23 protein-coding genes are annotated in these 22,429 nt (G+C 68.6%); 18 read left to right on the top strand and 5 right to left on the bottom strand.

The features are described from left to right. Positions 1 to 49: 49 nt before the first annotated feature. From ACJ8AT_RS17515 to ACJ8AT_RS17505, 3 genes are all read left to right on the top strand, one after another. Positions 50 to 532, top strand: a complete 483-nt coding sequence (locus ACJ8AT_RS17515) for an ExbD/TolR family protein (protein ID WP_407738894.1) — start codon at positions 50 to 52, stop codon at positions 530 to 532. A gap of 33 nt (positions 533 to 565) precedes the next feature. Further along, the gene (locus ACJ8AT_RS17510) at positions 566 to 1,153 is read left to right on the top strand and encodes an ExbD/TolR family protein (protein WP_407738893.1); all 588 of its coding nucleotides are present in this window, start codon (positions 566 to 568) and stop codon (positions 1,151 to 1,153) included. Positions 1,154 to 1,226: 73 nt separating this feature from the next. Further along, positions 1,227 to 1,880 (top strand): HAD family hydrolase, encoded by a 654-nt coding sequence (locus tag ACJ8AT_RS17505; protein WP_407738892.1) that lies wholly within the window; start codon positions 1,227 to 1,229, stop codon positions 1,878 to 1,880. Between the two features lies 1 nt (position 1,881). Here the strand turns inward: ACJ8AT_RS17505 and ACJ8AT_RS17500 are convergent, their stop codons facing one another. After that, positions 1,882 to 2,103: a hypothetical protein gene (locus ACJ8AT_RS17500; protein ID WP_407738891.1), complete on the bottom strand. Its 222-nt coding sequence runs from the start codon at positions 2,101 to 2,103 to the stop codon at positions 1,882 to 1,884. 182 nt (positions 2,104 to 2,285) lie between these two features. Between ACJ8AT_RS17500 and ACJ8AT_RS17495 the strand changes: the two genes are divergently transcribed. Next, positions 2,286 to 4,715, top strand: a complete 2,430-nt coding sequence (locus ACJ8AT_RS17495) for an MASE1 domain-containing protein (protein WP_407738890.1) — start codon at positions 2,286 to 2,288, stop codon at positions 4,713 to 4,715. A 21-nt stretch (positions 4,716 to 4,736) separates the two neighbouring features. Here the strand turns inward: ACJ8AT_RS17495 and ACJ8AT_RS17490 are convergent, their stop codons facing one another. Next, positions 4,737 to 5,315, bottom strand: coding sequence for a YqaA family protein (locus ACJ8AT_RS17490; RefSeq protein WP_407738889.1), 579 nt, complete (start codon positions 5,313 to 5,315; stop codon positions 4,737 to 4,739). Between the two features lie 128 nt (positions 5,316 to 5,443). Between ACJ8AT_RS17490 and ACJ8AT_RS17485 the strand changes: the two genes are divergently transcribed. The 7 genes from ACJ8AT_RS17485 (at position 5,444) to epsF (ending at position 12,731) form a co-directional block, all read left to right on the top strand. Continuing rightward, positions 5,444 to 6,100, top strand: coding sequence for an LON peptidase substrate-binding domain-containing protein (locus ACJ8AT_RS17485; protein WP_407738888.1), 657 nt, complete (start codon positions 5,444 to 5,446; stop codon positions 6,098 to 6,100). 118 nt (positions 6,101 to 6,218) lie between these two features. Continuing rightward, positions 6,219 to 8,117 carry an NAD(+) synthase gene (nadE, locus tag ACJ8AT_RS17480; protein ID WP_407738887.1) on the top strand — a complete coding sequence of 633 codons (1,899 nt, stop codon included), beginning with the start codon at positions 6,219 to 6,221 and terminating at the stop codon, positions 8,115 to 8,117. A 167-nt stretch (positions 8,118 to 8,284) separates the two neighbouring features. Then, positions 8,285 to 9,439: a hypothetical protein gene (locus ACJ8AT_RS17475; protein WP_407738886.1), complete on the top strand. Its 1,155-nt coding sequence runs from the start codon at positions 8,285 to 8,287 to the stop codon at positions 9,437 to 9,439. A 141-nt stretch (positions 9,440 to 9,580) separates the two neighbouring features. Further along, the gene (locus tag ACJ8AT_RS17470; RefSeq protein WP_407738885.1) at positions 9,581 to 9,904 is read left to right on the top strand and encodes an FKBP-type peptidyl-prolyl cis-trans isomerase; all 324 of its coding nucleotides are present in this window, start codon (positions 9,581 to 9,583) and stop codon (positions 9,902 to 9,904) included. Between the two features lie 47 nt (positions 9,905 to 9,951). Next, the gene (gene trxA, locus ACJ8AT_RS17465; protein WP_407738884.1) at positions 9,952 to 10,332 is read left to right on the top strand and encodes a thioredoxin; all 381 of its coding nucleotides are present in this window, start codon (positions 9,952 to 9,954) and stop codon (positions 10,330 to 10,332) included. A gap of 7 nt (positions 10,333 to 10,339) precedes the next feature. Continuing rightward, the gene (locus ACJ8AT_RS17460) at positions 10,340 to 10,957 is read left to right on the top strand and encodes an HAD family hydrolase (protein ID WP_407738882.1); all 618 of its coding nucleotides are present in this window, start codon (positions 10,340 to 10,342) and stop codon (positions 10,955 to 10,957) included. Between the two features lie 163 nt (positions 10,958 to 11,120). Beyond that, the gene (gene epsF, locus ACJ8AT_RS17455; protein WP_407738880.1) at positions 11,121 to 12,731 is read left to right on the top strand and encodes a response regulator EpsF; all 1,611 of its coding nucleotides are present in this window, start codon (positions 11,121 to 11,123) and stop codon (positions 12,729 to 12,731) included. 43 nt (positions 12,732 to 12,774) lie between these two features. On the opposite strand, the gene ACJ8AT_RS17450 is transcribed toward epsF, so the two are convergent. From ACJ8AT_RS17450 to ACJ8AT_RS17440, 3 genes are all read right to left on the bottom strand, one after another. Further along, positions 12,775 to 13,404, bottom strand: a complete 630-nt coding sequence (locus ACJ8AT_RS17450) for an EcsC family protein (RefSeq protein ID WP_407738879.1) — start codon at positions 13,402 to 13,404, stop codon at positions 12,775 to 12,777. 6 nt (positions 13,405 to 13,410) lie between these two features. After that, positions 13,411 to 13,851 carry a hypothetical protein gene (locus ACJ8AT_RS17445; protein ID WP_407738877.1) on the bottom strand — a complete coding sequence of 147 codons (441 nt, stop codon included), beginning with the start codon at positions 13,849 to 13,851 and terminating at the stop codon, positions 13,411 to 13,413. 106 nt (positions 13,852 to 13,957) lie between these two features. Further along, positions 13,958 to 14,791: an LEA type 2 family protein gene (locus tag ACJ8AT_RS17440; RefSeq protein WP_407738875.1), complete on the bottom strand. Its 834-nt coding sequence runs from the start codon at positions 14,789 to 14,791 to the stop codon at positions 13,958 to 13,960. 74 nt (positions 14,792 to 14,865) lie between these two features. Here ACJ8AT_RS17440 and ACJ8AT_RS17435 point away from each other — a divergent pair, with 74 nt between their 5' ends. From ACJ8AT_RS17435 to ACJ8AT_RS17405, 7 genes are all read left to right on the top strand, one after another. Next, entirely contained in the window at positions 14,866 to 16,380 is a 1,515-nt protein-coding gene (locus ACJ8AT_RS17435) for an alpha/beta hydrolase (RefSeq protein WP_407738874.1), read from the top strand. A gap of 143 nt (positions 16,381 to 16,523) precedes the next feature. Beyond that, positions 16,524 to 17,003 carry an SMI1/KNR4 family protein gene (locus ACJ8AT_RS17430; RefSeq protein WP_407738873.1) on the top strand — a complete coding sequence of 160 codons (480 nt, stop codon included), beginning with the start codon at positions 16,524 to 16,526 and terminating at the stop codon, positions 17,001 to 17,003. Next, positions 17,000 to 17,734, top strand: coding sequence for an ATP-binding cassette domain-containing protein (locus ACJ8AT_RS17425; RefSeq protein WP_407738872.1), 735 nt, complete (start codon positions 17,000 to 17,002; stop codon positions 17,732 to 17,734). Before ACJ8AT_RS17430 ends, ACJ8AT_RS17425 begins: the two co-directional genes overlap by 4 nt. Continuing rightward, complete coding sequence (locus ACJ8AT_RS17420; RefSeq protein WP_407738871.1) at positions 17,731 to 18,903, top strand: ABC transporter permease; 1,173 nt, start codon at positions 17,731 to 17,733, stop codon at positions 18,901 to 18,903. The genes ACJ8AT_RS17425 and ACJ8AT_RS17420 overlap by 4 nt, the downstream gene beginning before the upstream one ends. 130 nt (positions 18,904 to 19,033) lie before the next feature. Beyond that, positions 19,034 to 19,552: a DUF2378 family protein gene (locus tag ACJ8AT_RS17415; protein WP_407738870.1), complete on the top strand. Its 519-nt coding sequence runs from the start codon at positions 19,034 to 19,036 to the stop codon at positions 19,550 to 19,552. 87 nt (positions 19,553 to 19,639) lie between these two features. Continuing rightward, complete coding sequence (locus ACJ8AT_RS17410) at positions 19,640 to 20,704, top strand: DUF2804 domain-containing protein (RefSeq protein WP_407738868.1); 1,065 nt, start codon at positions 19,640 to 19,642, stop codon at positions 20,702 to 20,704. A 60-nt stretch (positions 20,705 to 20,764) separates the two neighbouring features. Continuing rightward, on the top strand, positions 20,765 to 22,426 hold the full coding sequence (locus ACJ8AT_RS17405; RefSeq protein WP_407738867.1) for a serine/threonine-protein kinase: 1,662 nt from the start codon (positions 20,765 to 20,767) through the stop codon (positions 22,424 to 22,426). The last annotated feature ends 3 nt before the right edge of the window (positions 22,427 to 22,429 follow it).

Below are 22,429 nucleotides of genomic sequence, written 5' to 3'. Positions count from 1 at the left end.
TTTCTTCGTCGTTTCTTCTTCAGTGTCGTAGCGCAGAGCGGAGGTTGGCATGGCCGGCGGAATGGACCTGGGGACCGGTGGGAAGGGCGGCAAGAAGCCGCTCGATACCGCGATCAACCTGGTCCCCTTCATCGACCTGATGGCAGTGACCATCAGCTTCCTGATCATGACGGCCGTGTGGACGCAGATCGGCCGGCTCCAGGTGTCTCAGGCGGGAGGCCCCTCCGCGGAGGACACGCCGCCCGAGCAGACCAAGACGGTGCAGCTCACCCTGGCCATCACCCCGGAGCAGCTGGTGCTCACCGCGGATCAGAGCTCGTTCGAGCCCATCCCGCTGTCCCGGGATGAGAAGGGCCGGTTGGACCTGGCCAAGCTCACCGAGCGCCTGAAGCAGATCAAGGAGCAGTTCCCGGACCAGTCCGCCATCACGCTGCAGACGGACGACAAGGTCCGCTACGACGTGCTGGTGCGCATCATCGACGAGTGTCTGGGCAATCAGCTCCCCCAGGTATCGGTGATGGCCGCGGGCTGAGCTCCCGCTCACGCGAAGGATTCGAGACAAGTCATGGCCATCAAGGCTCCTGGTAAGCGGTACGGCAAGCGGCTCGAGCACTCGAAGGTGTTCGGCCACGGCCATCACGGCAAGAAGGGCACCTACGCGGACCTGCTGATTACTCCGCTGGTGGACATGTTCGTCATCATCGTGCTGTTCCTCATCGCGAACTTCTCCGCGACGGGCGAGGTGCTGATGATGACCAAGGACATCCAGCTGCCCGAGGCCGTCAACGTCAAGGAAGTGGAGATGAACCCGGTGGTGATGGTGTCCAATGATCAGGTGTCCATCTCGGGCACGATTGTTGGCCGGGTCGAGGACATCGTGAAGGACGAGTACCTCAACATCCCCGCGCTGGAGGAGAAGCTGCGGGACATGAAGAAGCAGTTCGAGGACCTTCACGCCATGGCCGGCGGTGGCGAGGCCAACGCCTTCAAGGGCGATGTGAACATCCAGGCCCACAAGGAAGTGGAGTTCAAGATCATCAAGCGGGTGATGTTCAGCTGCGCCACGGCGGGCTACAACAACATCAACTTCGCGGTGCTCACCAAGGGTGGCAGCGACTCGTCCGCGCCCACCGCAGCGGCTCCCAAGCCGTAGCAGCAGCCATTCTTCGAAGTTTCCCGAGCGCCTCGGCCTTGTCTGGCCGGGGCGTTCGTGTTTGAGGAGGGGCATGCCCCTTCGCGCCGCCCTCTTTGATCTCGATGGGACCCTGGTGGACTCGCTGGCGGACATCGCCGCGGCGATGAACCACTCGCTCGCCGAGCACGGTCTACCCACCCACCCCGTGGCCGCCTACCGCCACTATGTGGGCGAGGGGGTGGTGGTGCTCGTGCGCAAGGCCATCCCCGCGAAGCGGGCGGAGCTACAGGCCTCGGTGCTGGCCGCCTACCGCGCCTACTACGAGGAGCACCTCTTCGATCACACCCAGGTGTTTCCTGGCCTGCCCGACGTGCTCGAGCAGATCGCCGCCGACGGGGTGAGGCTGGCCGTGCTGAGCAACAAGGCGGATGCCTTCACCCGGCGGCTGGTGCAGGGCCTGCTGCCCGGCGTTCCCTTCGCGGCCGTCTATGGCGAGCGGTCCGGAGTGCCGCGCAAGCCGGATCCCACCGCCGCGCTTGGCGTGGCCTCGGAGCTGGGCGTGGCGCCCGCGAACTGCGCCTTCGTGGGAGACACCGCGGTGGACATGAACACCGCGCGCAGTGCCGGCATGTACGGCGTTGGCGTCACCTGGGGCTTCCGCAGCGCCGACGAGCTGCGCATCCATGGAGCCAGAGCTCTCGCCACCACCTCGGACGAGCTGCTCTCAATTCTACGCTCCGCTTGAGCTACCAGGCGGGCAGGCGCGCCCGCTCCTTGTCCTCGGCGCGGCTGTGCGCGGTGGCCGCGGCGATGAGGTGGCACACCCAGCCCAGCAGTCCGCCGGTGCCAATCCAGAAGCCCGGGGTGACGATGAGCCAGAAGACTCCGCGCAGAATGTCCCCGTTGTAGATCTGCCCCACACCGGGGATGAGGAACGACAACAGGGCGGCGGAACCAGGTCTCGACATCGTTCGCTTCCTCCTTGCCCTTTCCTACGCAAGCGCCGCCGGGTGATTGCACAGGCCCGCACGCCCGGTGAACGGCGCCCCGGGCTGCCCTGGGGGTTGCTTTGACCCACTGCGCCGGTACGATGGGCATCTATCAAGTCACCCGTCAGAACGAGGGTGATTGGGGGGAGTGCACCATTCGGATGCGTGAACGCATCGCTCGGGCGTACGACGCGCGTGGCATCCTGACGATGCTGGCGATGGCGGCCGTGTACCTGGCGATGGCGAAGGCGGGGCTGGAGTTCTCCCTGCTCTACAACAGCATCAGCCCCGTGTGGCCGGCCTCCGGTGTGGCGCTCGCCGGGCTCTGGTTGTTTGGCCTGTCGCGCTGGCCGGCCGTGTTCCTGGGGGCCTTCCTGGCGGCCCTGCTCTGGCATGCCCCCCTGCTCGGCAGCCTGGGCACGAGCGCGGGGGCCACCCTGCAGGCGGTGCTGGGGGCGTGGCTGCTGCGGCGGCTGGGCTTCTCGGCGGCGCTGGAGCGCGTCCAGGACGTCGTCGCACTCATTGTCGGAGCGGCCATGGGTTGCTCGCTGGTGAGCGCGCTGATTGGGAGCACCACCGTCGTGCTCGTCGAGGCCCTGCCCTGGAGCGGCTTCGTGAAGATGGTGTGGGTGTGGTGGGGCGGGGACGCGACAGGGATCGTCGTGGTGACGCCCGTGCTGCTGCTGCTCCGGCGGTGGCGGCCGGTGGAGCGGGGGCTGGAGGCGGTGGCGCTGGGTGGGTGCACCCTGCTCGTCTGTCTGGCGCTCTTCATCGCGGCGCCGGTAGAGCCTTTCTCCTGGTTCGTTGGGACCTTCTTCTTCTTCCCCCTGGCGGTGTGGGCCGCGCTGCGCTTCGGTCCCCGAGGCGTGGCGCTGGTGACGCTCTTCCTCACCGTGTTCTCCCTCTGGGGAGCCATGAACCAGCTGGGGCCCTCGAGCTCAGAGTCGCAGTCGCAGGACAACGCTCGCATGCTGGTGTTCTGGCAGCTCCTCATCGGGGTTGATGCCACCACCTGCCTGTTGCTCGCCGCGGTCAGCGCCGGGCGAAGGGATGCGACGAAGCAGCTGGAGCTTTTGGCCACCGCCGTGCGCGGCGTGGGCGAGGGGGTGCTCATCAGCGCGCTGACGCCCTCCGGCCCGAAGGTGGTCTTCGCCAACGAGGCCTTCTGCGGGTTGGTGGGCCTGGGAGCGGTGGAGTTGGTGGGGCGCTCTCCCACGGAGCTTCGCGCCGAGATGGATCCAGCAACGCGCCAACAGTTGGACACGGCCCTGCGCGAGGCGCTCCCCTTCCGCGGCCAGGTGGTGTTGAAGCACAGCCATGGCGGGCGGGTGCACAGCGAGATGCAGATGTCCCCCATGCGAGGCGGGGAGGGCCGGGTGACACACTTTGTGTCCATCCACCGGGATGTCACGGCCACCCGGGAGCTGCGCGCTCGCCTGCTGGCCGCCGAGCGCGTGGCCGCGGTGGGCACGCTCGCCGCCGGGGTGGGCCATGAGATCCAGAACCCGCTGGCCTACCTCGAGCTGAACCTGGATGGAGCGGTGCGCCACCTGGGCAAGGGCCGCACGGGAGCGGTGGAGGCGCTCTCCAACCTGCGCGAGGCGCAGGAGGGCGCCGAGCGCATCCGGCGCATCGTCCAGGATCTGCGGATGTTCAGCCGCGAGGGCGGTGAGGAGCGCAAGCCCGTGGAGCTGCACGAGGTGACGACGCCGGCGATCCGGATGATGCGGCACATGCTCCACACCCGGGCGCAGCTGGTGGAGGACTACGAGCCGGTGCCGCGGGTGCTGGCCAGCGAGTCCCGGCTGGGACAGGTGCTCCTCAACCTGCTGATCAACGCGGCGCAGGCCATCCCCGAGGGCGAGCCGGAGCGGCACGTGGTGCGGATCCACACCCGCACGGCGCCGGATGGCCGGGCCGAGGTGGAGGTCTCCGACACGGGCCGAGGCATCCTCCCCGAGGTGCTCCCGCATATCTTCGAGCCGTTCTTCACCACCAAGTCCACGGAGGAGGGCACGGGGCTGGGGCTCTCCATCTGCCAGCAGATCGTCCGGGTCCATGGGGGAGAGCTGCTCGTGCGCAGCGAGCCGGGTAAGGGCTCCGTCTTCACCGTGCTGCTCCCCGCGGCGCCCGGGCAAGCCACCCGCCCAGCTCCCCAGGCTCGAGAGCAGCCGCGGGCCGCATGTTGCCAGGACGTGAAGCGGCGGGGACGCATCCTCATTGTCGATGACGAGCCGCGGCTGGCCCAGTCCCTGCGGATGTTGCTGGAGCCGGCCCATGATGTCGTCACCGCCACGAGCGGCCAGGAGGCGCTGGCGCTCGTGTCCTCGGGGCAGCGCTTCGACGTCGTCGTGTGCGATCTGCAGATGCCCGGGACGACGGGCATGGACATCTATGCCCGGCTCCACGAGCAGTCGCCCGAGCTGGCCCGGCGGTTGGTGTTCATGTCCGGCGGGGCCTACACCCCGGCGGCCAGCCACTTCCTGCGCAGCGTGCCCAACCAGGTGCTGGAGAAGCCGGTGCGTCCGGAGCTGCTGCTGGCCACCATCGACGCGGCGCTGGCGCCCGCGCTGCCGCGGACGCTCTCCTGAGCCAGCCGGTGGCGCCGCCACTCAGATGCGCAGCCACTTGCGCGCGGTGGGGCCCACGAAGCGCATCAGCCCGGCGACGGCGAAGAAGCGCACCGTGCGTCCAATCACGGCCGCCAGGAAGAAGCGATCCAGCGGCACGGACACCATGCCGCTGCCAATGGCCACCACCTTGAACGGGGTGGGGAGCACCGAGCACAGCAGCGACAGGACCCAGAAGTTCTTCCCCAGCAGCCCGCCCACGGTGTCGTCGAAGCCAAAGCGCTGCACCCGCGCGTTCATGTCGATGTGCAGGAAGCTGACGGCGCCGGAGTTGAGCAGGGTGCCCAGCCAGTAGCCGATGAGCCCACCGAACAGGCTGGCCACGGTGCCCAGCAGCGCGTACCTCACCCACTTCTTCGGCTGGGCCAGCACCATGGGCACCAGCACCGCGAAGGGCGGGATGGGGAAGACCGAGCCGTCAATCACCGACACCAGCAGCATGGCCGCCAGGGCGTGCCGCGTGGCGGACAGCGCCTCCACCCGCAGGTAGAGCCTGCGGTACCAGGAGAGCTTCTCGGGCGCGGCGGGGGTGGCGACAGGGGTGGGGGACATATCCGACATGGGGTGGCGCACCCTAGCGGAACCACGGCCGGTTTCCACCGCCCTGCGGCCCGGTGAGCGCCCGCTTGATTGGGATGCGACCCAGGCACCCCATACTTATGAACAGATGCAAAGGTGAGGGTGAGCCCATGACGGTCCAGGAACGCATTACGCAGTCCGCAGAGGCGCTGAAGGTCTTCCCCCTGCCTTCGGCCGTCCTCTTGCCACACTCCGTCATGCCGCTGCACATCTTCGAGCCGCGCTACCGCGAGCTCATTCGGGACGCGCTGGAGACCGACCGCGTCATGGCGCTGGCGCAGCTGGAGCCGGGCTGGGAGCCGGACTACCAGGGCCGGCCCACCCTGGAGCCGATAATGTGCGTGGGCCTCATCGCCTGGCACGAGGAGTTGGAGGACGGGCGCTACAACATCCTCCTCCAGGGGGTGTGCCGCGCACGTCTGCTGTCCGAGCTGCCCGCAGAGCACCTGTACCGAGAGGTGCGGGCCGAGCTGTTGCCGGACCCGTCGTACCAGGGGCCGGAGGAGGAGCAGCTCCGGCAGGCCGTGCTCGAGCTGGCGGGGCGGGTGCCTCCCTCGTTCTCGGAGGGGCTGCTGCCCGCAGTGGCCAGGGCCACCGGGGGCACGCTGGCGGACGTGGTGGCCTCGGCCATCATCCCCGAGCCCGAGCGCCGCCAGCAGCTCTTGCTCCAACTGGACGTGCGCCGGCGGCTGTTGGCCGTGATTGAAGAAGTAGGGGAGCTCATTGCTCGGCTCCAGCCCATGCGGCCCTCGGGCCTGCTGAACTGAACGTCCCCGGCACTGAAGAGCTTGCGTCCATCCCCCTCCCAGGCATCTGCTGAGGGTGGATACGACACCGGCCTGGCGGTGCACGGGTGCGCCGCGGGCTCGAAGGGGACTCGCAGCCATGCGGCTCGTCAAGGTTGGCATCGCCAGCATCAACACCACCGTGGGCGCGTTCTCGCGCAACGTGGACCGGGCGCTCGCGCTGGCGAGGAAGATGGCCGCCGAGGACGTCACCGTGGGCCTCTTCCAGGAGCAGGCCATTGGAGGCTACCCGGCCGAGGATCTCATCCAGTGGCAGGGCTTCATCGAACACCAGTGGCCCGAGCTGGAGCGCTTCGCGCGGGAGACGGCGGGGCTGCCCACCGTGTTCGTCCTGGGCGTGGCGGTGGCTCACCAGGCCCTGCGCCTGAACTGCGCGGCCGTGGTGGCGGGCGGCAAGGTGCTGGGGCTGGTGCCCAAGGAGAAGCTGCCCACCTACAACATCTTCTACGAGGGCCGCACCTGGGCGCGCGGCTACCCGGGCATGGCCGAGGTGCACCGCGGCGTGCCCCTGGGTGACTACCTGTTCCGCTTCGACTTCGGCACCCTGGCCCCCGAGGTGTGCGAGGACATCTGGAGCGCGGATGGGCCGCAGCGCCGGCGCACGTACTCGGGCGGCGAGCTGGTGGTGAACCTGTCCGCCTCGCCCTTCCGCCTGGGCTTCGTGGACACGCGCCGAGAGCTGATCGCCACGCGCGCCGCGGACCACCAGTGCACCATCGCCTACGCCAACGCGCTGGGCAGCAACGACGGCATCATCTTCGACGGCGGCGGCTTCCTGAACCAGAACGGCCGCCACCTCCACGAGACGCCGCGCTTCCAGGAGGGCTTCAGCGCGGCGGTGGTGGACCTGGACAGAACCATGCGCCTGCGCGCGGAGAACACCACCTGGAGGGATGACCGCGCGGGGTGGCAGTCCCGAGGCGGCCAGCTGGTGCCCACGCTGGACTGCACGGGCGCCTTCCAGAGCCGCCGCGAGAAGCTCACCTACCCGGTGCCCGCGCACCGCAGCTTCTTCCTGCCCGGGCCGGATCAGCGCCGCCCCGCCCGCGAGGCGCTGTGCGAGGATCTGCTGGACGCGCTGGCGCTGGGCGTGGGCGACTACTTCGAGAAGACGCGCGCCTTCAAGGTGATTGGCATTGCCCTGTCCGGCGGACGGGACTCGCTGCTCACGCTGCTGATCGCCCACCGCTACGCGAAGCGGGCGCGGCCGGAGAACCCGGGCTCGCTGCTGCGGACCTTCTACATGCCCAGCCGCTACTCCAGCGACGCCACCCGCGAGGCCGCGGAGGCCATCTCCCGCGAGCTGGGCATCCCGTTCCAGGTGGTCCCCATCGAGGAGGCGTTTGAGCGCGAGCTCCAGGTGGTGAAGCAGATGCTGGGAGATCAGGCCGTCACTCCCATCACCGAGCAGAACATCCAGGCCCGCCTGCGCGCCCAGCGCATGTGGAACTGGTCCAACTCGTGCGGCGGCCTGTTCCTCCAGACGGGGAACATGAGCGAGAAGTCGGTGGGCTACACCACCATCGGCGGCGATTTGATGGGGGCGCTGGCCGTCATCGCCAACGTGCCGAAGACGGTGGTCATGTACCTGCTGGACTACCTGCAGGAGAAGACGGGCTCCGAGGGCATCAAGAAGGTGCTGGCCAAGCCCGCGGGCCCCGAGCTGGCGCACAATCAGGTGGGCGAGGAGGAGCTGATGCCCTTCCCCATCCTGGACGCGTGCTTCTATCTCTTCGCGGGCGAGAAGCTGGTGCCCGCCGAGATGCTCCAGGCCCTCACCGCCATGTTCCCCGAGGTGGAGCCTTCGCGGCTCCAGGCCTACGTGGAGAAGTTCGTCCGGCTCTTCCTCCAGTCCATCTACAAGTGGGTGCAGTCGCCGCTGTCGCTGCACATCGGCAACCTGGACCTGGACCGCGAGCGCGCCCTGCAGCTGCCTGTCGTCACCGGCTCCGAGTGGAGCAAGGGCCCCAAGGGGTAGTGCTCCTGCGCCGCAGCGCCTTCCCAAGCGGCTGTGCTGAACTCACACGCCAGGCTGGCTGCCCTCCATGCGGGAGCCCTGGCGCAGCCTGTCCGCATGACGCGCTCCTTGCCGGATGTCTGGACGGCAACAACCTTCATGTCGGTCAACCGACAACGGAGGGTTGGATGAAAACGAAGATTCTGGTGGGCGCCGTCGCGGCGTTCCTTTTCAGCGGCGCGGCTCTTGCGAATGACACGGACTGCCCGCCCGGTACCAAAGACACGCAGAGCATGAACTCTCAGTCGATGCAGGATGATCGGCAGGCCGTCATCGAAACGCAGCCTGTGGATCAGGGCATCGGGGGGAGCGGGCAGGTCGGAACGGACCAGAGCCTGAGTGGGCAGGACCAGAGCCAGAGCCAGGGCGTCAGCGGCCAGTCCAGCCAGGAACAGGGCCTCGGGGGCAGTGGCACCTCGGGAGTGAGCAACTCGGGAGCGAGCAGCTCGGGAGTGAGCAACTCGGGAGCGAGCAGCTCGGGAGTGAGCAACTCGGGAGTGAGCAACCAGGGCAACAACGAGATGATCCTGCGCTGCCAGCCGGTGCCCAAGGGCACGGGTACGGGCGGTAGCGGCGATATCAACCAGCCTCCCAGCTCTGATCTGGGCGCCGGTGGCAGCGGCTACCAGAGCGAGCCCCTGCGTCAGCCCGAGGCGGTTCCGCCGACCGAGGTGACTCCGCCGGCCGCGGCGGCGACCCCGGAGCCTAGCAGCGCGTTCACGCCGACCGCGCCCATCACCAACGAGAACCCGAAGAAGGAAGAAGGGCCGGGCCTGCGCGGCCTGTCCGTGACGCTGGGCGGCGGTGTGGAGGGCTACTCCGGCGCGCTGGCTCCTGAGATCAACCCGGGTCCCGCCTACGGCCTCCAGGCCGCCATCCGGCCCAGCAAGGTGCTCGGCATCGAGCTGGCGTACTCCGGCGCGGTGAACAGCCTGGATACCCGCGTGCTCGGTGGCTCCAGCAGCGGCCCGGACCTGGTGCGCAACGGTGGCCAGGCGGCGCTGACGCTCGGTCTGGCGGCGTCCCAGGTGCAGCCGTACTTGATGGGCGGCGTCGGCCTGAGCGACTACCACTTCCGTGGCGCCGCGGTGGGCTTCCGCGATGACACGGTGGGCAACGTGCCGGTGGGCGCGGGTCTGCGCACCCAGGTGGGTGACTTCACCGCCGACCTGCGCGCCGACTACAACTTCCTGTTCAGCCAGGACTTCGCGGTGGGCGTCGCCGAGGGCGTCAACGAGAACGGGCGCTACACGGGCACGCTGAACATCGGCGGCACGTTCTAGCCCGAGTGCGGCACAGGACATGAACACGCGGCGCGGCACCCCGGAGTCAACAGGGTGCCGCGCCGTCGTGCTTCTAGAGCAGCGCGCGCCCCGCTGGCGCGTTAAGGTGGGCTCTCTTCCCTTTTCCCAGGAGGCCCGTGGATGAGCTTGCAGGTGGATGACATGAAGGTGGGCACCGGCGCCGAGGCAACGGCTGGCAAGACGGTGACGGTGCACTACGTGGGCACGCTCACCAACGGCTCCAAGTTCGACAGCAGCCGGGACCGCGGGCAAGGCTTCACCTTCCGGCTTGGGGCCGGGCAGGTCATCCAGGGCTGGGACAAGGGTGTGGCGGGCATGAAGGTGGGCGGGCTGCGCAAGCTCACCATCCCCCCGGACATGGGGTATGGAGCGCGCGGCTATCCGCCGGTGATTCCTCCCAACTCCACCCTGATCTTCGAGGTAGAGCTGCTGGATGTTAAGTAGGGCAGTGACGGCCCGGAGTTGGGGCCGTCCCCAAGAGCGAGGCCAACATGGCGACGGTTGAGATCAGCAAGGACAATTTCAAGGATACCGTGGGCAAGCAGGGCATTGTCCTGCTGGACTGGTGGGCTGCGTGGTGCGGGCCGTGCCGGGCGTTTGCTCCCATCTTCGAGCAGGTGTCCACCAAGCACGGGGACATCACCTTCGGGAAGATCGACACGGACGCGCAGCCGGAGCTGTCCGGGGCGTTTGAGATCCGCTCCATCCCCACGCTGATGGTGTTCCGGGATGGCATCCTCCTGTTCGAGCAGGCGGGCGCGCTGCCCGCGGCGGCCCTGGAGGAGCTGATCTCCAAGGTGCGCGAGCTGGACATGGAGGATGTGCGCCGGCAGGTGGAGGCCCAGCGCGCCGCGCAGACGCCCAAGGCCTGAGCCGGGCGTGCTGCGAGCGGTTCTCTTCGACATGGACGGTGTCCTCCTCAAGAGCGAGGAGGCCTGGGCGTACGTGGTGGCGGCCGCGGGAGCGCACTTCCGCGGGCGCCCGGTGACGCGCGAGGAGTTCCAGCCCACCTTTGGCCAGGGCACGGAGGCGGACGTGCGCGTCTTCGGGCTGGGGTGCACGCCGGCCGAGCTGGATGCCTTCTACATCGAGCACTTCCCGCGCTACGCGGAGCACGTCTGGGTGAACCCGGAGGCGCGCGAGCTGCTGGAGGCGCTGGGCGCGCTGGGGCTGGGGCGCGCGGTGGTGACGAACACGGTGTCGCCGCTGGCCGCCACGCTGCTGGAGGCGGCGCACCTGGCGGACTGCTTCGAGTGCACGGCGTGCGCGGATCTGGTGCCTCGCTCGAAGCCGGCGCCGGACCTGGTGCTCTACGCGCTCGAGCGGCTGGCCGTGGCGGCCGGCGAGGCGCTGATGGTGGGGGACTCGCGTTACGATCAGGGCGCGGCCCACGCCGCGGGCGTGCGCTTCGTGGGGCTGGGCTTGGAGGGAGACGCGCGCATCGAGCGGCTGAGCGAACTGATGGCTCAGCTCACCCTGCCTGCGCGAGCGCTCTGAGGTCAGGTGCACAGCGGGTGGGGAGCCCAACTGCCAACGGAGCGGTATCATCAGCGCCCGGCTGTGAGGCAAGCAGGGGAGCGGAGGAAATCCTTACCGTGTCCAGCGTTACCCAGTTGGATCGCAGGACAAACCGTTGCAGGGCATAAGGAGGCGGACGGCCGTGGACGGCTCCACCAGCACGACCCAGTTCTCCCCACAGGCCGAACCGCTGACGACCAGCGTCCTGCTGGTGGATGATCATGCGTCCAACTTACTCGCCCTGGATGCGATCCTGGAGCCGCTGGGCCAGCGGCTCGTCAAGGCCACCTCGGGGGAGGAGGCGCTGCGTCATCTGCTGCGCGAGGACTTCGCCGTCATCCTGCTGGATGTGCAGATGCCCGGCCTGGATGGCTTCGAGACGGCGCGGTTGATCCGCCAGCGGCAGCGCTCGCGCTACACCCCCATCATCTTCCTCACCGCCCACAGCCGCGAGGAGACGGATCTCGTCCATGGCTACGAGCACGGCGCGGTGGACTACGTGGTGAAGCCCTTCAACCCGGACGTGCTGCGCTGGAAGGTGGAGGTGTTCGTGGCGCTCTACCTCCAGCAGCAGCGCCTGCAGCGCCAGGAGGCCGCGCTCTGGGAGCTGGAGCGCCGGATGCTGGCCCGGCAGAGCGAGCTGCGCTTCCGCACCCTGGTGGACGCGCTGCCGCTGTTCATCTGGGCGATGCTCCCGGACGGGGCCATCACCTATACCAACCGGTGCTGGCTGGAGTACGCGGGGCTCACCCCCGAGCAGGGCCGGAGGTGGGAGGCGATCGACGGCGTCTTCCACCCGGAGGACTTGGAGCGGGCTCGCGACGTCTGGGGCCAGGCTCGGCAGACGGGGCAGCCCGTGGAGGTGGAGTACCGGCTCCGGCGGAGCTGGGATGGGGCCTACCGCTGGTTCCAGGGGCGCATGCTCCCGGAGCTGGAGGAGCCCGGAGTGCTCACCGGGTGGATCGTCACCGCCACGGACATCGATGACAGCCGGAGAGCCATTGAAGCGCTCCGAGCCGCCGGCGAGGCCAAGGACGTCTTCCTCACCATGGCCGCGCACGAGCTGCGCACCCCCCTGCAGGCGGCGCGCAGCTTCGTCTATCTGGCCAGGAAGCGCGGCGGAGATGGGATGAACGGGGGCGTGGAGCGGGCGCTACAGGGGCTGGCTCGCAGCGTGGATCGGATGGCGAAGCTGGTGGAGAACCTGCTGGACGTGAGCAAGCTCCAGCGGGGAGAGCTGTACCTGGAGCCGGGCGTCGTGCATCTGCACGAGCTGCTCTTGGACGTGGCCGATCACCTCCAGCCCTTCCAGGAGGAGCGGCGCATCGAGCTGAGGGTCCCCGAGGGGCTGGTGCTGGCGGCGGACCGCGAGCGGCTGGATCAGGTCTTCACCAACCTGCTCTCCAACGCCTTGCGCTACTCGCCGAACGGTGGCGCCATCCTCGTGGAGGCGCGCGACGAGGGCGAGTACTTCCATATCAGCGTCAGGGATCACGGCCTGGGCATCCCTCCCGAGAAGCTGCGCTTCATCTTCGAGCGGTTTGGCCGGGCGCATGGCGTCTCGTATGGCGGCCTGGGGCTGGGGCTGACCATCGCCCGGGGCATCGTCGAGCGCCATGGCGGGCGCATCTGGGCCGAGTCCACCGGCCGAGCCGGGGACGGCAGCACCTTCCACGTCGTGCTTCCCAGGCAGGTCCAGCGCAGCGCCCTCCGCCCTCCGTCCGAGAGCTCGAGCGAGTCGCTGAACGGCTAGGCACAGGGGCCCGGGTTCGCGGGCCCATGCCCAACTGTTGGTCTCAGCCCGTCTTCTTCTCTCGCGAGCCCCGGGCCTTGGCATGGGCCTTGTCGAAGCCCTCGTAGAAGCGCACGGCCTGATCGCCCACCGCCTGGATGTGCTGGTTGTTGAGGTAGGCGGTGATGGGGGCGGCCACCAGCGGCATGGCCCGGCCCAGGGTGGGCAGCCCGCCCTTGGCCAGCAGCTTCGCGGTCAGGCTGCCGAGCACCTTCGGGCTGGAGCGCCGCAGCGGCCCCAGGCCATTGGCGTAGCCGAGCAGATCCAACAGCTCGCCGCGCGCGCGCTCGCTCTTGAGGTTCACCTTGTAGAGCGTGGCCACATCCACCAAGAGGATGATCTGCAGCCACGTCATGAAGGCCATGTCGGCGGGCACGGAGATGAGGCCAAACACGCCGCTCACGCCACCGGCCATGCTGGCCAGGGCCTTCTTCCCTTCAATGAGGTGCTGGGCCAGCTCCTTGGGGCCGGCCGAGGGGAAGCGCTTCTCGAGCTCCGCCACGCGCGTGCGCGAGCGGCCGATCTCCTGCAGCACGAGGTCCGACAGCTTGGCGCCAGCCAGCTTCTTCAGCTCGGCGGGGGTCAGCATCTTGAACGCCTGGAGGCGCTCGACGACGGGATCGTAGAAGGCCATGGTTCCTTAATAACCCCGCTCGGCCAGATAGAGGTCCACCAGCGCGCCCTCCTCGTACCAGGCGTGACGCATTTCCGACTTGAACCAGCGCGAGTCCGGCTTGGTGCTGCGGATCTCCAGCTTCACGCCGTTGGGGCCCGTGTCGATGACGGCCGCGCGCGCCTTGCAGGCGGGCCCGGGCTCGTCGCCGTAGCCTCCCTCGAGGCACACCTCGTCGCCCACCGACAGGCGCCGGGTGTACTCGGTGCCCAGGTAGCGCGCGTCCTCGCACGAGGCACCCACCGAGGACTTCTTGTGAGAGGCGCAGCGGTCGGCCTTGGGCGCCTGGATCAACGGGACGTTGGAGCCGAACAGCGTGTCCTCTTCCTGAGGATCGGGCCGGGTCTCGATGCGAGAGCAGCCCACCCACGCCAGCATCAGGCCGCTCACCACCCACATCCGCGTCATCGTGTCGTTCCTCCGGGGGCTTGAGCCCCGCATGCCTCGGGCAGGCCCCGAGCATGGCAGAGCGCCAGCCGGAGGGTAAAGCGCACCTGTCGTGCGGCGGGCCGCGTCAGTGCTTGAACTGGAGAAGCTGGCCGATGTTGAGCGGGAGGCTCTGGGTGCCGGAGGTGAGGTGCGCGTTCCAGCTCACCTGGGCGTTGCCCGAGCGCAGCGCCGAGGCGGCCGAGGCGGCCTTCAGGAAGTTGATCTGCAACGGGAGCGTCACCTGCTTGGCGCCTTTGCCATCGAGCATGCCCAGGTTGCCCGTGGAGAGGGTGCCCACGCTGGCGCCGGCCACCTTGAGATCGCCCGCGAGGCCGGCGATGGGCAGGGGGAAGCTGTTGCGGTTGGTGATGTTGAGGGGGAACTCCACCGTGGCGCCGCTGAGGGAGATGTTGGTGATGCGCGGGGCCTCGAACTGGACGTTGGGCAGCTTGGGGATCTCGAAGGTGCCTTCCTGCTGCAGGGGGAAGGTGATGATGCCGATCGGGGTGTGCGTGTCGATGCCCAGGCTGCCCTGCACCTTGTAGTTGGCCGCGTCCTTGGTGAGGAACGTCTCCACGACGGGGACAATGTCCGCGAACTTCACGTTGGCGGGGAAGACGAGATCATTGGTGCCGTTGGCCTTGAGCGCGAGGCCCTGCTTGGGGGCGCCGGCGACCACCTGCTTGCCCTCGACGAAGAAGGCGTAGTCCACCTTGGCGAGCGAGAGGCCGAAGGGGTTGGGGTTGTCCACCTCGTAGATGACATCCACGGTGGCATCGGAGAGCGAGGCGTTCTGCAGGCGCGCGGTCTTGAAGGTGACGCGCGGCTTCTTGAAGAGGTTCTTGAGCGTGGCGCAGCCGGTGAGGGTGGCGAGCGACAGGGCCAGGAGGACGAGGGTCGATCGTTTCATGGTGGGCAAGGGCTTAGCACGAGGTGCGTCCACGGGCTCGGGGTGGTAAGTCCAGGGCGGCTCGAGAATGATGGAGGATGCGCGTGGCGGGAGCTACTTCCAACGTTGATCCTGGACTGCTGCCTGGGGGACCGAGGCGCTGGCCCTTTGCCGTGCTCGTGGTGGCGGCGGTGGTGCTCACGGGGGCGTGCAGCCGGGGCGGGGGGCAGCCCTCGGGGCGCCGGGTGAGCCTGAGCTCCTGCCGGGTCGAGGGCATCGAGTACCAGACTCTGTGCGGCACCTACGAGGTGTTCGAGGACCGGGTGGCGAAGCAGGGGCGGAAGGTGCCGCTGCACGTGGTGGTGGTGCCAGCGCTGGCGGCCACCGCGGAGCCAGATCCGCTGGTGATGCTGGCGGGTGGGCCTGGGCAGGCGGCCACGCAGGCCAAGGTCCTGAAGATGGTGGAGCGGCTGCACCGCAACCGGGATGTGGTGCTGGTGGATCAGCGGGGCACGGGCGAGTCTCGGCCCCTGAAGTGCGATCCGGATCCGCCGGGCGCGGGGCTGGCGGCGAAGTTCGACGATGCCTACCGGGAGCAGGACTACAAGAAGTGCCTGGCGGGCTACGACGCGGATCCTCGGCTGTACACCACGCCCATCGCCATGGACGATCTGGACGAGGTGCGCGAGGCGTTGGGCTACGAGAAGCTGGACCTGTGGGGCATCTCGTATGGCACGCGTGCGGCGCTGGTGTACATGCGGCAGCACCCGGAGCACGTGCGCACGGTGGTGCTCGATGGCGTGGCGCCCATGGGGCTGTACCTGCCGCTGTACATGCCTCGGGACGGGCAGCGGGCGCTGGATCTGCTCTTCGAGCACTGTGAGAAGGATCCGAACTGCGCCAAGGCGTTCCCGGACCTGAAGTCCCGGGTGCAGGCGATGATCGAGCGGATGGAGCAGACGCCGGTGAAGGTGATGGTGCAGCACCCGCTCACGGGGGCGCCCGAGGAGATTTTACTCTCAAGGGACGTCTTCCTGCAGATGCTGTTCGGTCAGCTCTACATGCCCGAGATCGCGATGTTGACGCCGCTGATGCTGGATCGGGCGACGAAGGGCGACTGGTCCCCGTTCGTCGCGCTGAGCGAGGGCGTCTCGGGAGGGATGAGCAGCACGATCAGCCGGGGCATGTTCTTCTCGATCGTCTGCGCGGAGGACGCACCCTTCATCACCGACGAGGCGATCGAGCGAGAAGCGAAGGGCACGTGGTTCGGCCCACGAATGGTGCGCAACATGCTCGAGCCGTGCAAGGTATGGCCGCGGGGCACGGTGCCGGAGGGCTACCGGGATCCGGTGGTGTCCGCGGCACCGACGCTGATTCTGTCGGGCGAGCTGGATCCGGTGACGCCGCCCTCGTGGGGCGAGGAGGCGAAGAAGACGCTGTCCCACAGCATGCACGTGGTGGTGCCGGGGGTAGGCCACAACACGATGGTGCTGGGCTGCGTGCAGGCGTTGATGGCGGACTTCGTGACGAGGGGCACTGTGGAAGGGCTGAAGTCAGCGTGCGGCTCGGACCTGACGCGCCCACCCTTCTTCACTTCGTTTGCTGGCCCGGTCCCGTGATGAACGTACGGGAGTGTCTGAGCGCGTGCGGAGGTTCCCTCCCGATGCTGGCGCTGGGCTTCACGGTGGCGTGCGGGATGACGTCGGTGACGACTGGTGGAGTTGTCGGGCCAGATCTGCCCTACACGGACTGAAAGATGCCCATGCAACGCATGCTCGCCGAGATCTCCCACCATCACTTCCCGAATCCCCCCGCGGCGCAGGAGGAGATCTCCTCGTTCGAGCAGAGGGTCGGGTGGCGCTTGGACCCGGAACTTCGAGCCTTCTACCAGCACTGCAATGGCGCCGACCTGTTCGAACGGCGGCCCGAGACGAGCTACTGGATCCTGCCGCTGTCGAAGGTCATCCGTGCCCGGGTGGCAATTCTCGGAGAAGACACCGACGCGAGCGGGCCATCTTCCTGGTACGTCGTCTGCAACGTGCAGGATGGCAACTACGTCATGGTGGATGTGAGCACGCAGAACAACGGACGCTACCCGTTGCTGGATGGGTGGCATGAGGGCTTTCCGAAGCCCCAGCACTGCAAGCAGCTCGCGGGCTCCTTCTCGGAGTTCCTCGAGCAAGCGCTCCACAGAGGTGGTTCGCTCTACTGGTTGAAGGATGAGGGAGAGAGCCCGCGATGATTGAAGTGCGCAACCTGCACAAGCGCTTCGGCGCGGTGACGGCGGTGGAGGATGTGTCCTTCTCCGCCGCCGATGGCGTCGTCACGGGCCTGCTGGGCCCCAACGGCGCCGGCAAGACGACCACGCTCCGGATGCTCTACACCCTCATCCGCCCCGACCAGGGCACGGCCCGCGTGGATGGCCTCGACGTGGCCGAGCGCCCCATGGACGTGCGCCGCGCCATCGGCGTGCTGCCGGATGCCCGCGGCCTCTACCCGCGCCTCACCGCCCGCGAGCACGCCCGCTACGCCGGAGAGCTCCACGGCCTGTCCGGCGCGGCGCTCGACAAGCGCGTGGACGAATTGATCCAACTGTTGGACATGAAGGACATCGCCAACCGCCGCGCCGAGGGCTTCAGCCAGGGCGAGCGCATGAAGGTAGCCCTGGCGCGGGCCCTCGTGCACGGCCCTCGCAACGTGCTGCTCGACGAGCCCACCAACGGCTTGGACGTCATGAGCACCCGCGCCGTGCGCACCCTCATCCGCCGCCTCCGGGAGCAGGGCCACTGCGTGCTCTTCTCCAGCCACGTCATGCAGGAGGTGGCCGCGCTGTGCGACCGCATCGTCGTCATCGCCCGGGGCCGCGTGGTGGCCGAGGGCTCTCCGGACGAGCTGCGCACCCGCACCGGCAAGGAGAGCCTGGAGGAAGCCTTCGTGTCCATCATCGGCAGTGATCAGGGGTTGATGCAATGAGGAAGCTCATCGCCACCGTCTTCCGTAAGGAGATGAAGGACCACCTGCGGGACAAGCGCTCGGTGACGAGCGCGTTCGCCGGCCCCCTCGTCGGCCCCATCATCTTCACGGTGATGTTCACGATGATGGCCTCGTGGTTCCGCGAGGGAAAACCCCTGGAGGTCTCCATCATCGGCCGCGAGCACGCCCCGAGCCTCATCGCCTTCCTCCAGCGCCACGGTGCCATCCTCCTGGACGCGCCCCCGGACTACGAGGCGCAGATCCAGGCCGGCACGCTGGACGCCGTGCTGATCATCCCCAAGGACTACGGCAAGGACTTCTCCGAGGGGCACACCGCCTCGGTGCAGCTCGTGGTGGACAACTCGCGCAACCAGGCGCGCTCCACCATCCAGCGCCTGAGCCGGTTGCTGGAGGGGTACTCGGGGATGCTGGGCGCTCAGCGCCTCTTCGCCCGTGGCATCGCCCCGGAGCTGGCCGCCCCCGTGCACGTGGACGAGGTGGATCTCGCCACCCCCGAGCGCATGGCCGCCAACATCCTCAACATCATCCCCATCTTCCTCGTCTTCGCCGCCTTCATGGGCGGGATGAACGTGGCCATTGACGCCATGGCCGGTGAGCGCGAGCGCGGCTCGCTGGAGCCCCTCCTCATCAACCCCGTGCAGCGCGGCGCGGTGGTGCTCGGTAAGTGGCTCACCACCGTGGTGCTCGCGTGCGTGGCCATCGGCGTGTGCCTGGCGGCCTTCCTCCTGGCCGTCAGCCACGTGCCCTTACAGGACTTGGGCGTGAAGGCGCGCTTCGACGCGGTGGCGGTGCTCGGGATGCTCGCCACGGTGGTGCCGCTCGCCCTGTTCGCCTCGGCGGGGCAGATGCTGGTGTCCACCTATGCCCGCTCCTTCAAGGAAGCGCAGACGTACATCCAGCTCCTGCTGCTGCTGCCCATGGTGCCCGGCATGGTGCTGGCCATCTCTCCCATCCAAAGCCAGCTCTGGATGTATCTGGTCCCCGTCTTCAGCCAGCAGCTCCTCATTGGCGAGGTGATGCGAGGCCAGGCCGTCGGCCCAGTGCCCTTCCTCCTGGGCGCGCTCGGCTGCGCGGCCGCGGCGGCCCTCTGCCTGATGCTCACCACGCGCCTGCTGAGCGAGGAGCGCATCATCTTCGGCCGGTCGTGACGCGCCGCATCCAATCCCTGGGATTGGCAGTGCGGGCCAGGACTTTCGTTCTGAGACGCTTGGTGTGACTCTCGGGGGCATGCAGAAGCGGACGAGCCCGTCGACGCCGCCCCCGTTGGGCGTCGAGCCCATGACACGAGCGATCCTCTTCGAGGGACTGTTCGTGCACGGGCTGCCGCGGAACGCGGCGTTCGAGGCGGAGCTGCGCGAGGCGGGCTTTGATCGAGACGACTTGCTGCCGCAATACCCGCTGCGGCTGTTCCGGCAGTGCCTGGACATCGCCTGCCGCCACTTCTACCCGGGGTTGACGGTGGAGGAGGGGAGGCGGAGGCTGGGCCAGCAGTTCACCCAGGGCTTCTCGCGGACGGTGCTGGGCGGCGTGGTGTCAGTGAGCCTGCCGCTGCTGGGGCCCGTGCGCTTCCTCAAGAAGTTTCCGGAGCACCTGCGGTTCGACTCCTCGCCCATCCTCGTCAACGCGGTGCAGGTGTCCGAGCGCCAGTTCCGTCTGGAGTTCCGCACCGGCGTGGGGCTGTCGCCCTACTTCCTCCGAGGAATGCTCGAGGAGGGGCTGCGGAGGACGCGCGTCAACCCCACCCTCCGGGTGGCGCAGAACTCGCCGATCAGTTTCGATCTGCACATCACCTGGTAGTACTCAGGAACAGGTCTGTCCGAGATTGATCCTCTCGGAGCTGATCCCCGTGGCGCGCGCGCGCGTGAGTCCCCAATATGGGGGGGAATGACACCCGAGCGAGAGATGTCCCTGCCTCCCGTGCCGAACTCCGTGGCGACGAACCGAGGCGAGCCGCGCTTTGGCAAGTACCAGGGTGAGCTGCCCGAGGTGGACCTGGGCCGGCTCCAGGGGCGCTGGGCGCCAGCCAGGGCCGCCCGGCTGCTCAAGCGCAAGCGCTGGCTCTACACCTTCGCCGCCACGCCCGAGGTGGCCGCCCTCTTCGCGGTGGTGGACCTGGGCTACACCTCGAGCGCCTTCGCCGTCGCGGTGGACCTGAAGGAGCAGCGTCCGCTGTGTGACGTGAGCTTCCTGGGCGCTCCGGGGCCGCTGGTGGAGGTGAGCGATCGGCCAGGCGCTGGGCTTGCCGCCTCATTCCGGACGCTGGGGGGCCGGCTGTCCGCGCGGCGCGGCGAGGAGGACGAGCGCTACCAGTTGGAGGTGGACGTCAGCCGCGTGCGGACTGGGAGCCTCCAGTCCTTCCAGTGGCGCGGCGAGCTGCTGGTGGCCGGTGGGCCTCCCGCGCTCACGTTGATTGCGCCCGTGGAGCAGGACGGGTTGGTGAACGTGACGCAGAAGCGCGGCGGGCTGCTGGCGCTGGGCAGCCTGGAGGCGGGCGGCAAGCACTTCCGGTTGGATGGAGGCGTGGGCGGGCTGGACTACACGCAGGGCTACCTGGCGCGGCACACCTCGTGGCGCTGGGCCTTCGCCGCGGGCCGGCTGGCGGATGGCACGCCCATTGGCCTCAACTTCGCGGAGGGCTTCAACGAGGGCACCGGCGACAACGAGAACGCCCTGTGGATTGGTGACAGGCTCTACCCGCTGGCTCGGGCTCGGTTCGAGTACAACGCGAAGGAGTTGTTGGATCCGTGGCGGGTGACGACGGCGGATGGCGCGGTGGACCTGCGCTTCAAGCCCATCTACGCGCACCGGGATGAGAAGGATCTGCGCCTGGTGGTGAGCCACTTCGCGCAGCCGGTGGGAGTCTTCGAGGGTACCGTGCGCGCAGGTGGCCACACGTACACGCTCGTCAACGTGCCGGGGGTCACCGAGGAGCAGGACATGCTCTGGTGAGCTGCCCTCGCGGGCAGGCTTCGAGGGCCACGGCGGGCCTGATAGGCTCGTGAGCCGATCGTGTCCTCGCTCCAACCTGGCAGTCTCGTCGGCCGGTACCGGGTGGGCCGCCTCATTGCTCAGGGCGGCATGGCCGAGGTGTACCGTGCGGAGCAGTCGCTGGCCGGAGGCATCTCCCGCCCGGTGGCGCTGAAGGTGATTCGGCCGGAGTACTCGGAGTCCCCGGACTTCCGCGAGATGTTCCTGGACGAGGCGCGCACGGCCTGCACGCTGAGCCACCCCAACATCGCCCACATCTACGAGGTAGGCGAGGCGGAGGGGTTGCTCTACATGGCGATGGAGCTGGTGCCCGGCGCGCCGCTGTCGACAGTGGCGCGGACGCTGCACTCGCGAGGCGAGCGGCTCACGGACGAGGGGCTGCTGGCGGTGGGCATCTTCACGTGCGCCGCGCTGGAGGCGGTGCATGCGCAAGCGGGGCTGGTACACCGGGACGTGTCGCCGCAGAACATCCTGCTGGCGCCCAATGGGGCGCTGAAGCTCATCGACTTCGGGATTGCGCAGGCGGCCACCAACCGCAACCTCACGCAGGCGGGCACGACGAAGGGCAAGGCGGGCTACTTCTCGCCGGAGCAGGCGATGGGGCGCAAGCTGGACGGGCGGAGCGATCTGTTCTCGCTGGGCGTCACCCTGTACCAGCTCGCTGCGGGAACGACGCCGCTGGACGCGAACAGCAATGTAACGGAGCGCCACGCCGCGCTGGTGAAGGGGAAGTGGGAGTCCCTGGAGCGGGTGTGTCCCGGGTTGCCGCGAGGCTTCTACACGGTGGTGGGGCGCGCGCTGCAGGTGCGGCCCGAGGACCGGTTCTCTGACGCGGCCGCCATGCGCGAGGAGCTGGAGGCAGTGGCGGTGGCAGCCGGGCTCTCGGTGGGGCCTTCCTCGCTCGCGGGCTACGTGCAGGAGCAGTCCGGTACTTTCTCCGTCATTCCGACCGGGGTGAAGCGGCTGCGAGCCTCGGCCATCAACGTGCCCAACGTGCCTTCACGGACGCGAGTGCCCACGGTGCTGGCTCGGCCGCCGGTGCGAGCGGCGCTCGGGGTGGTGACGGCCCTGGTGCTGGCGGGAGGCTGGTGGGTGGCGTTCAAGAGGACTCACGGTCCGATGGGGGCGCCGGCTCCCGCCACGGTGGAGTCAGGCGCCACGAGTTCACCGAACACTCAGGAGGCGCCGCCCAAGCCAGCGGGTGCGGCGGGGGGCGCCGCCGCTGAAGCTCCCGCGCCGCAGGAGCCTTCGCTTGCCACGTCACCCGAGGCCAAGGCCGGAGCGGGAGAGGTTGTCGCAGGCGGTGAGGATGTGCCGGTGGTACCGCTGAAGCCGGGCCGCGAGCGTCCGCACAAGGAGAACCGCCGTCACGCCGCCGCCTCGGTAACAGCGCCCGCCTCGGCTACAGCGTCCAAGCCCCCCGAGTCGCCGCCGGAGGAAGTGCTGACAGGGGAGGGCGTCCTGCGCATCAGGCCCATGGTCAGCGGGCATGTGGAAGTGAAGCTGCCGGGTCATGAGCGGGAGTCCCTCCCCCTGTCCATCCAGCGCATGCCGGCGGGCAATCACACAGCGGAGTTCTTCCTCGAGGGCGGCGCCACCGCGCGCTGTCTCGTGAAGGTGCGTCCCGATCGGCGCACCATCGTCACGTTCGATGGGAAGAACTGCTCGGTGGAGTACCTCTGAGGC

Origin of the sequence: Hyalangium sp. (assembly GCF_045802625.1) — a bacterium.
Classification (GTDB): domain Bacteria; phylum Myxococcota; class Myxococcia; order Myxococcales; family Myxococcaceae; genus Hyalangium.
This window is presented reverse-complemented; position numbering and strand designations above follow the sequence as displayed.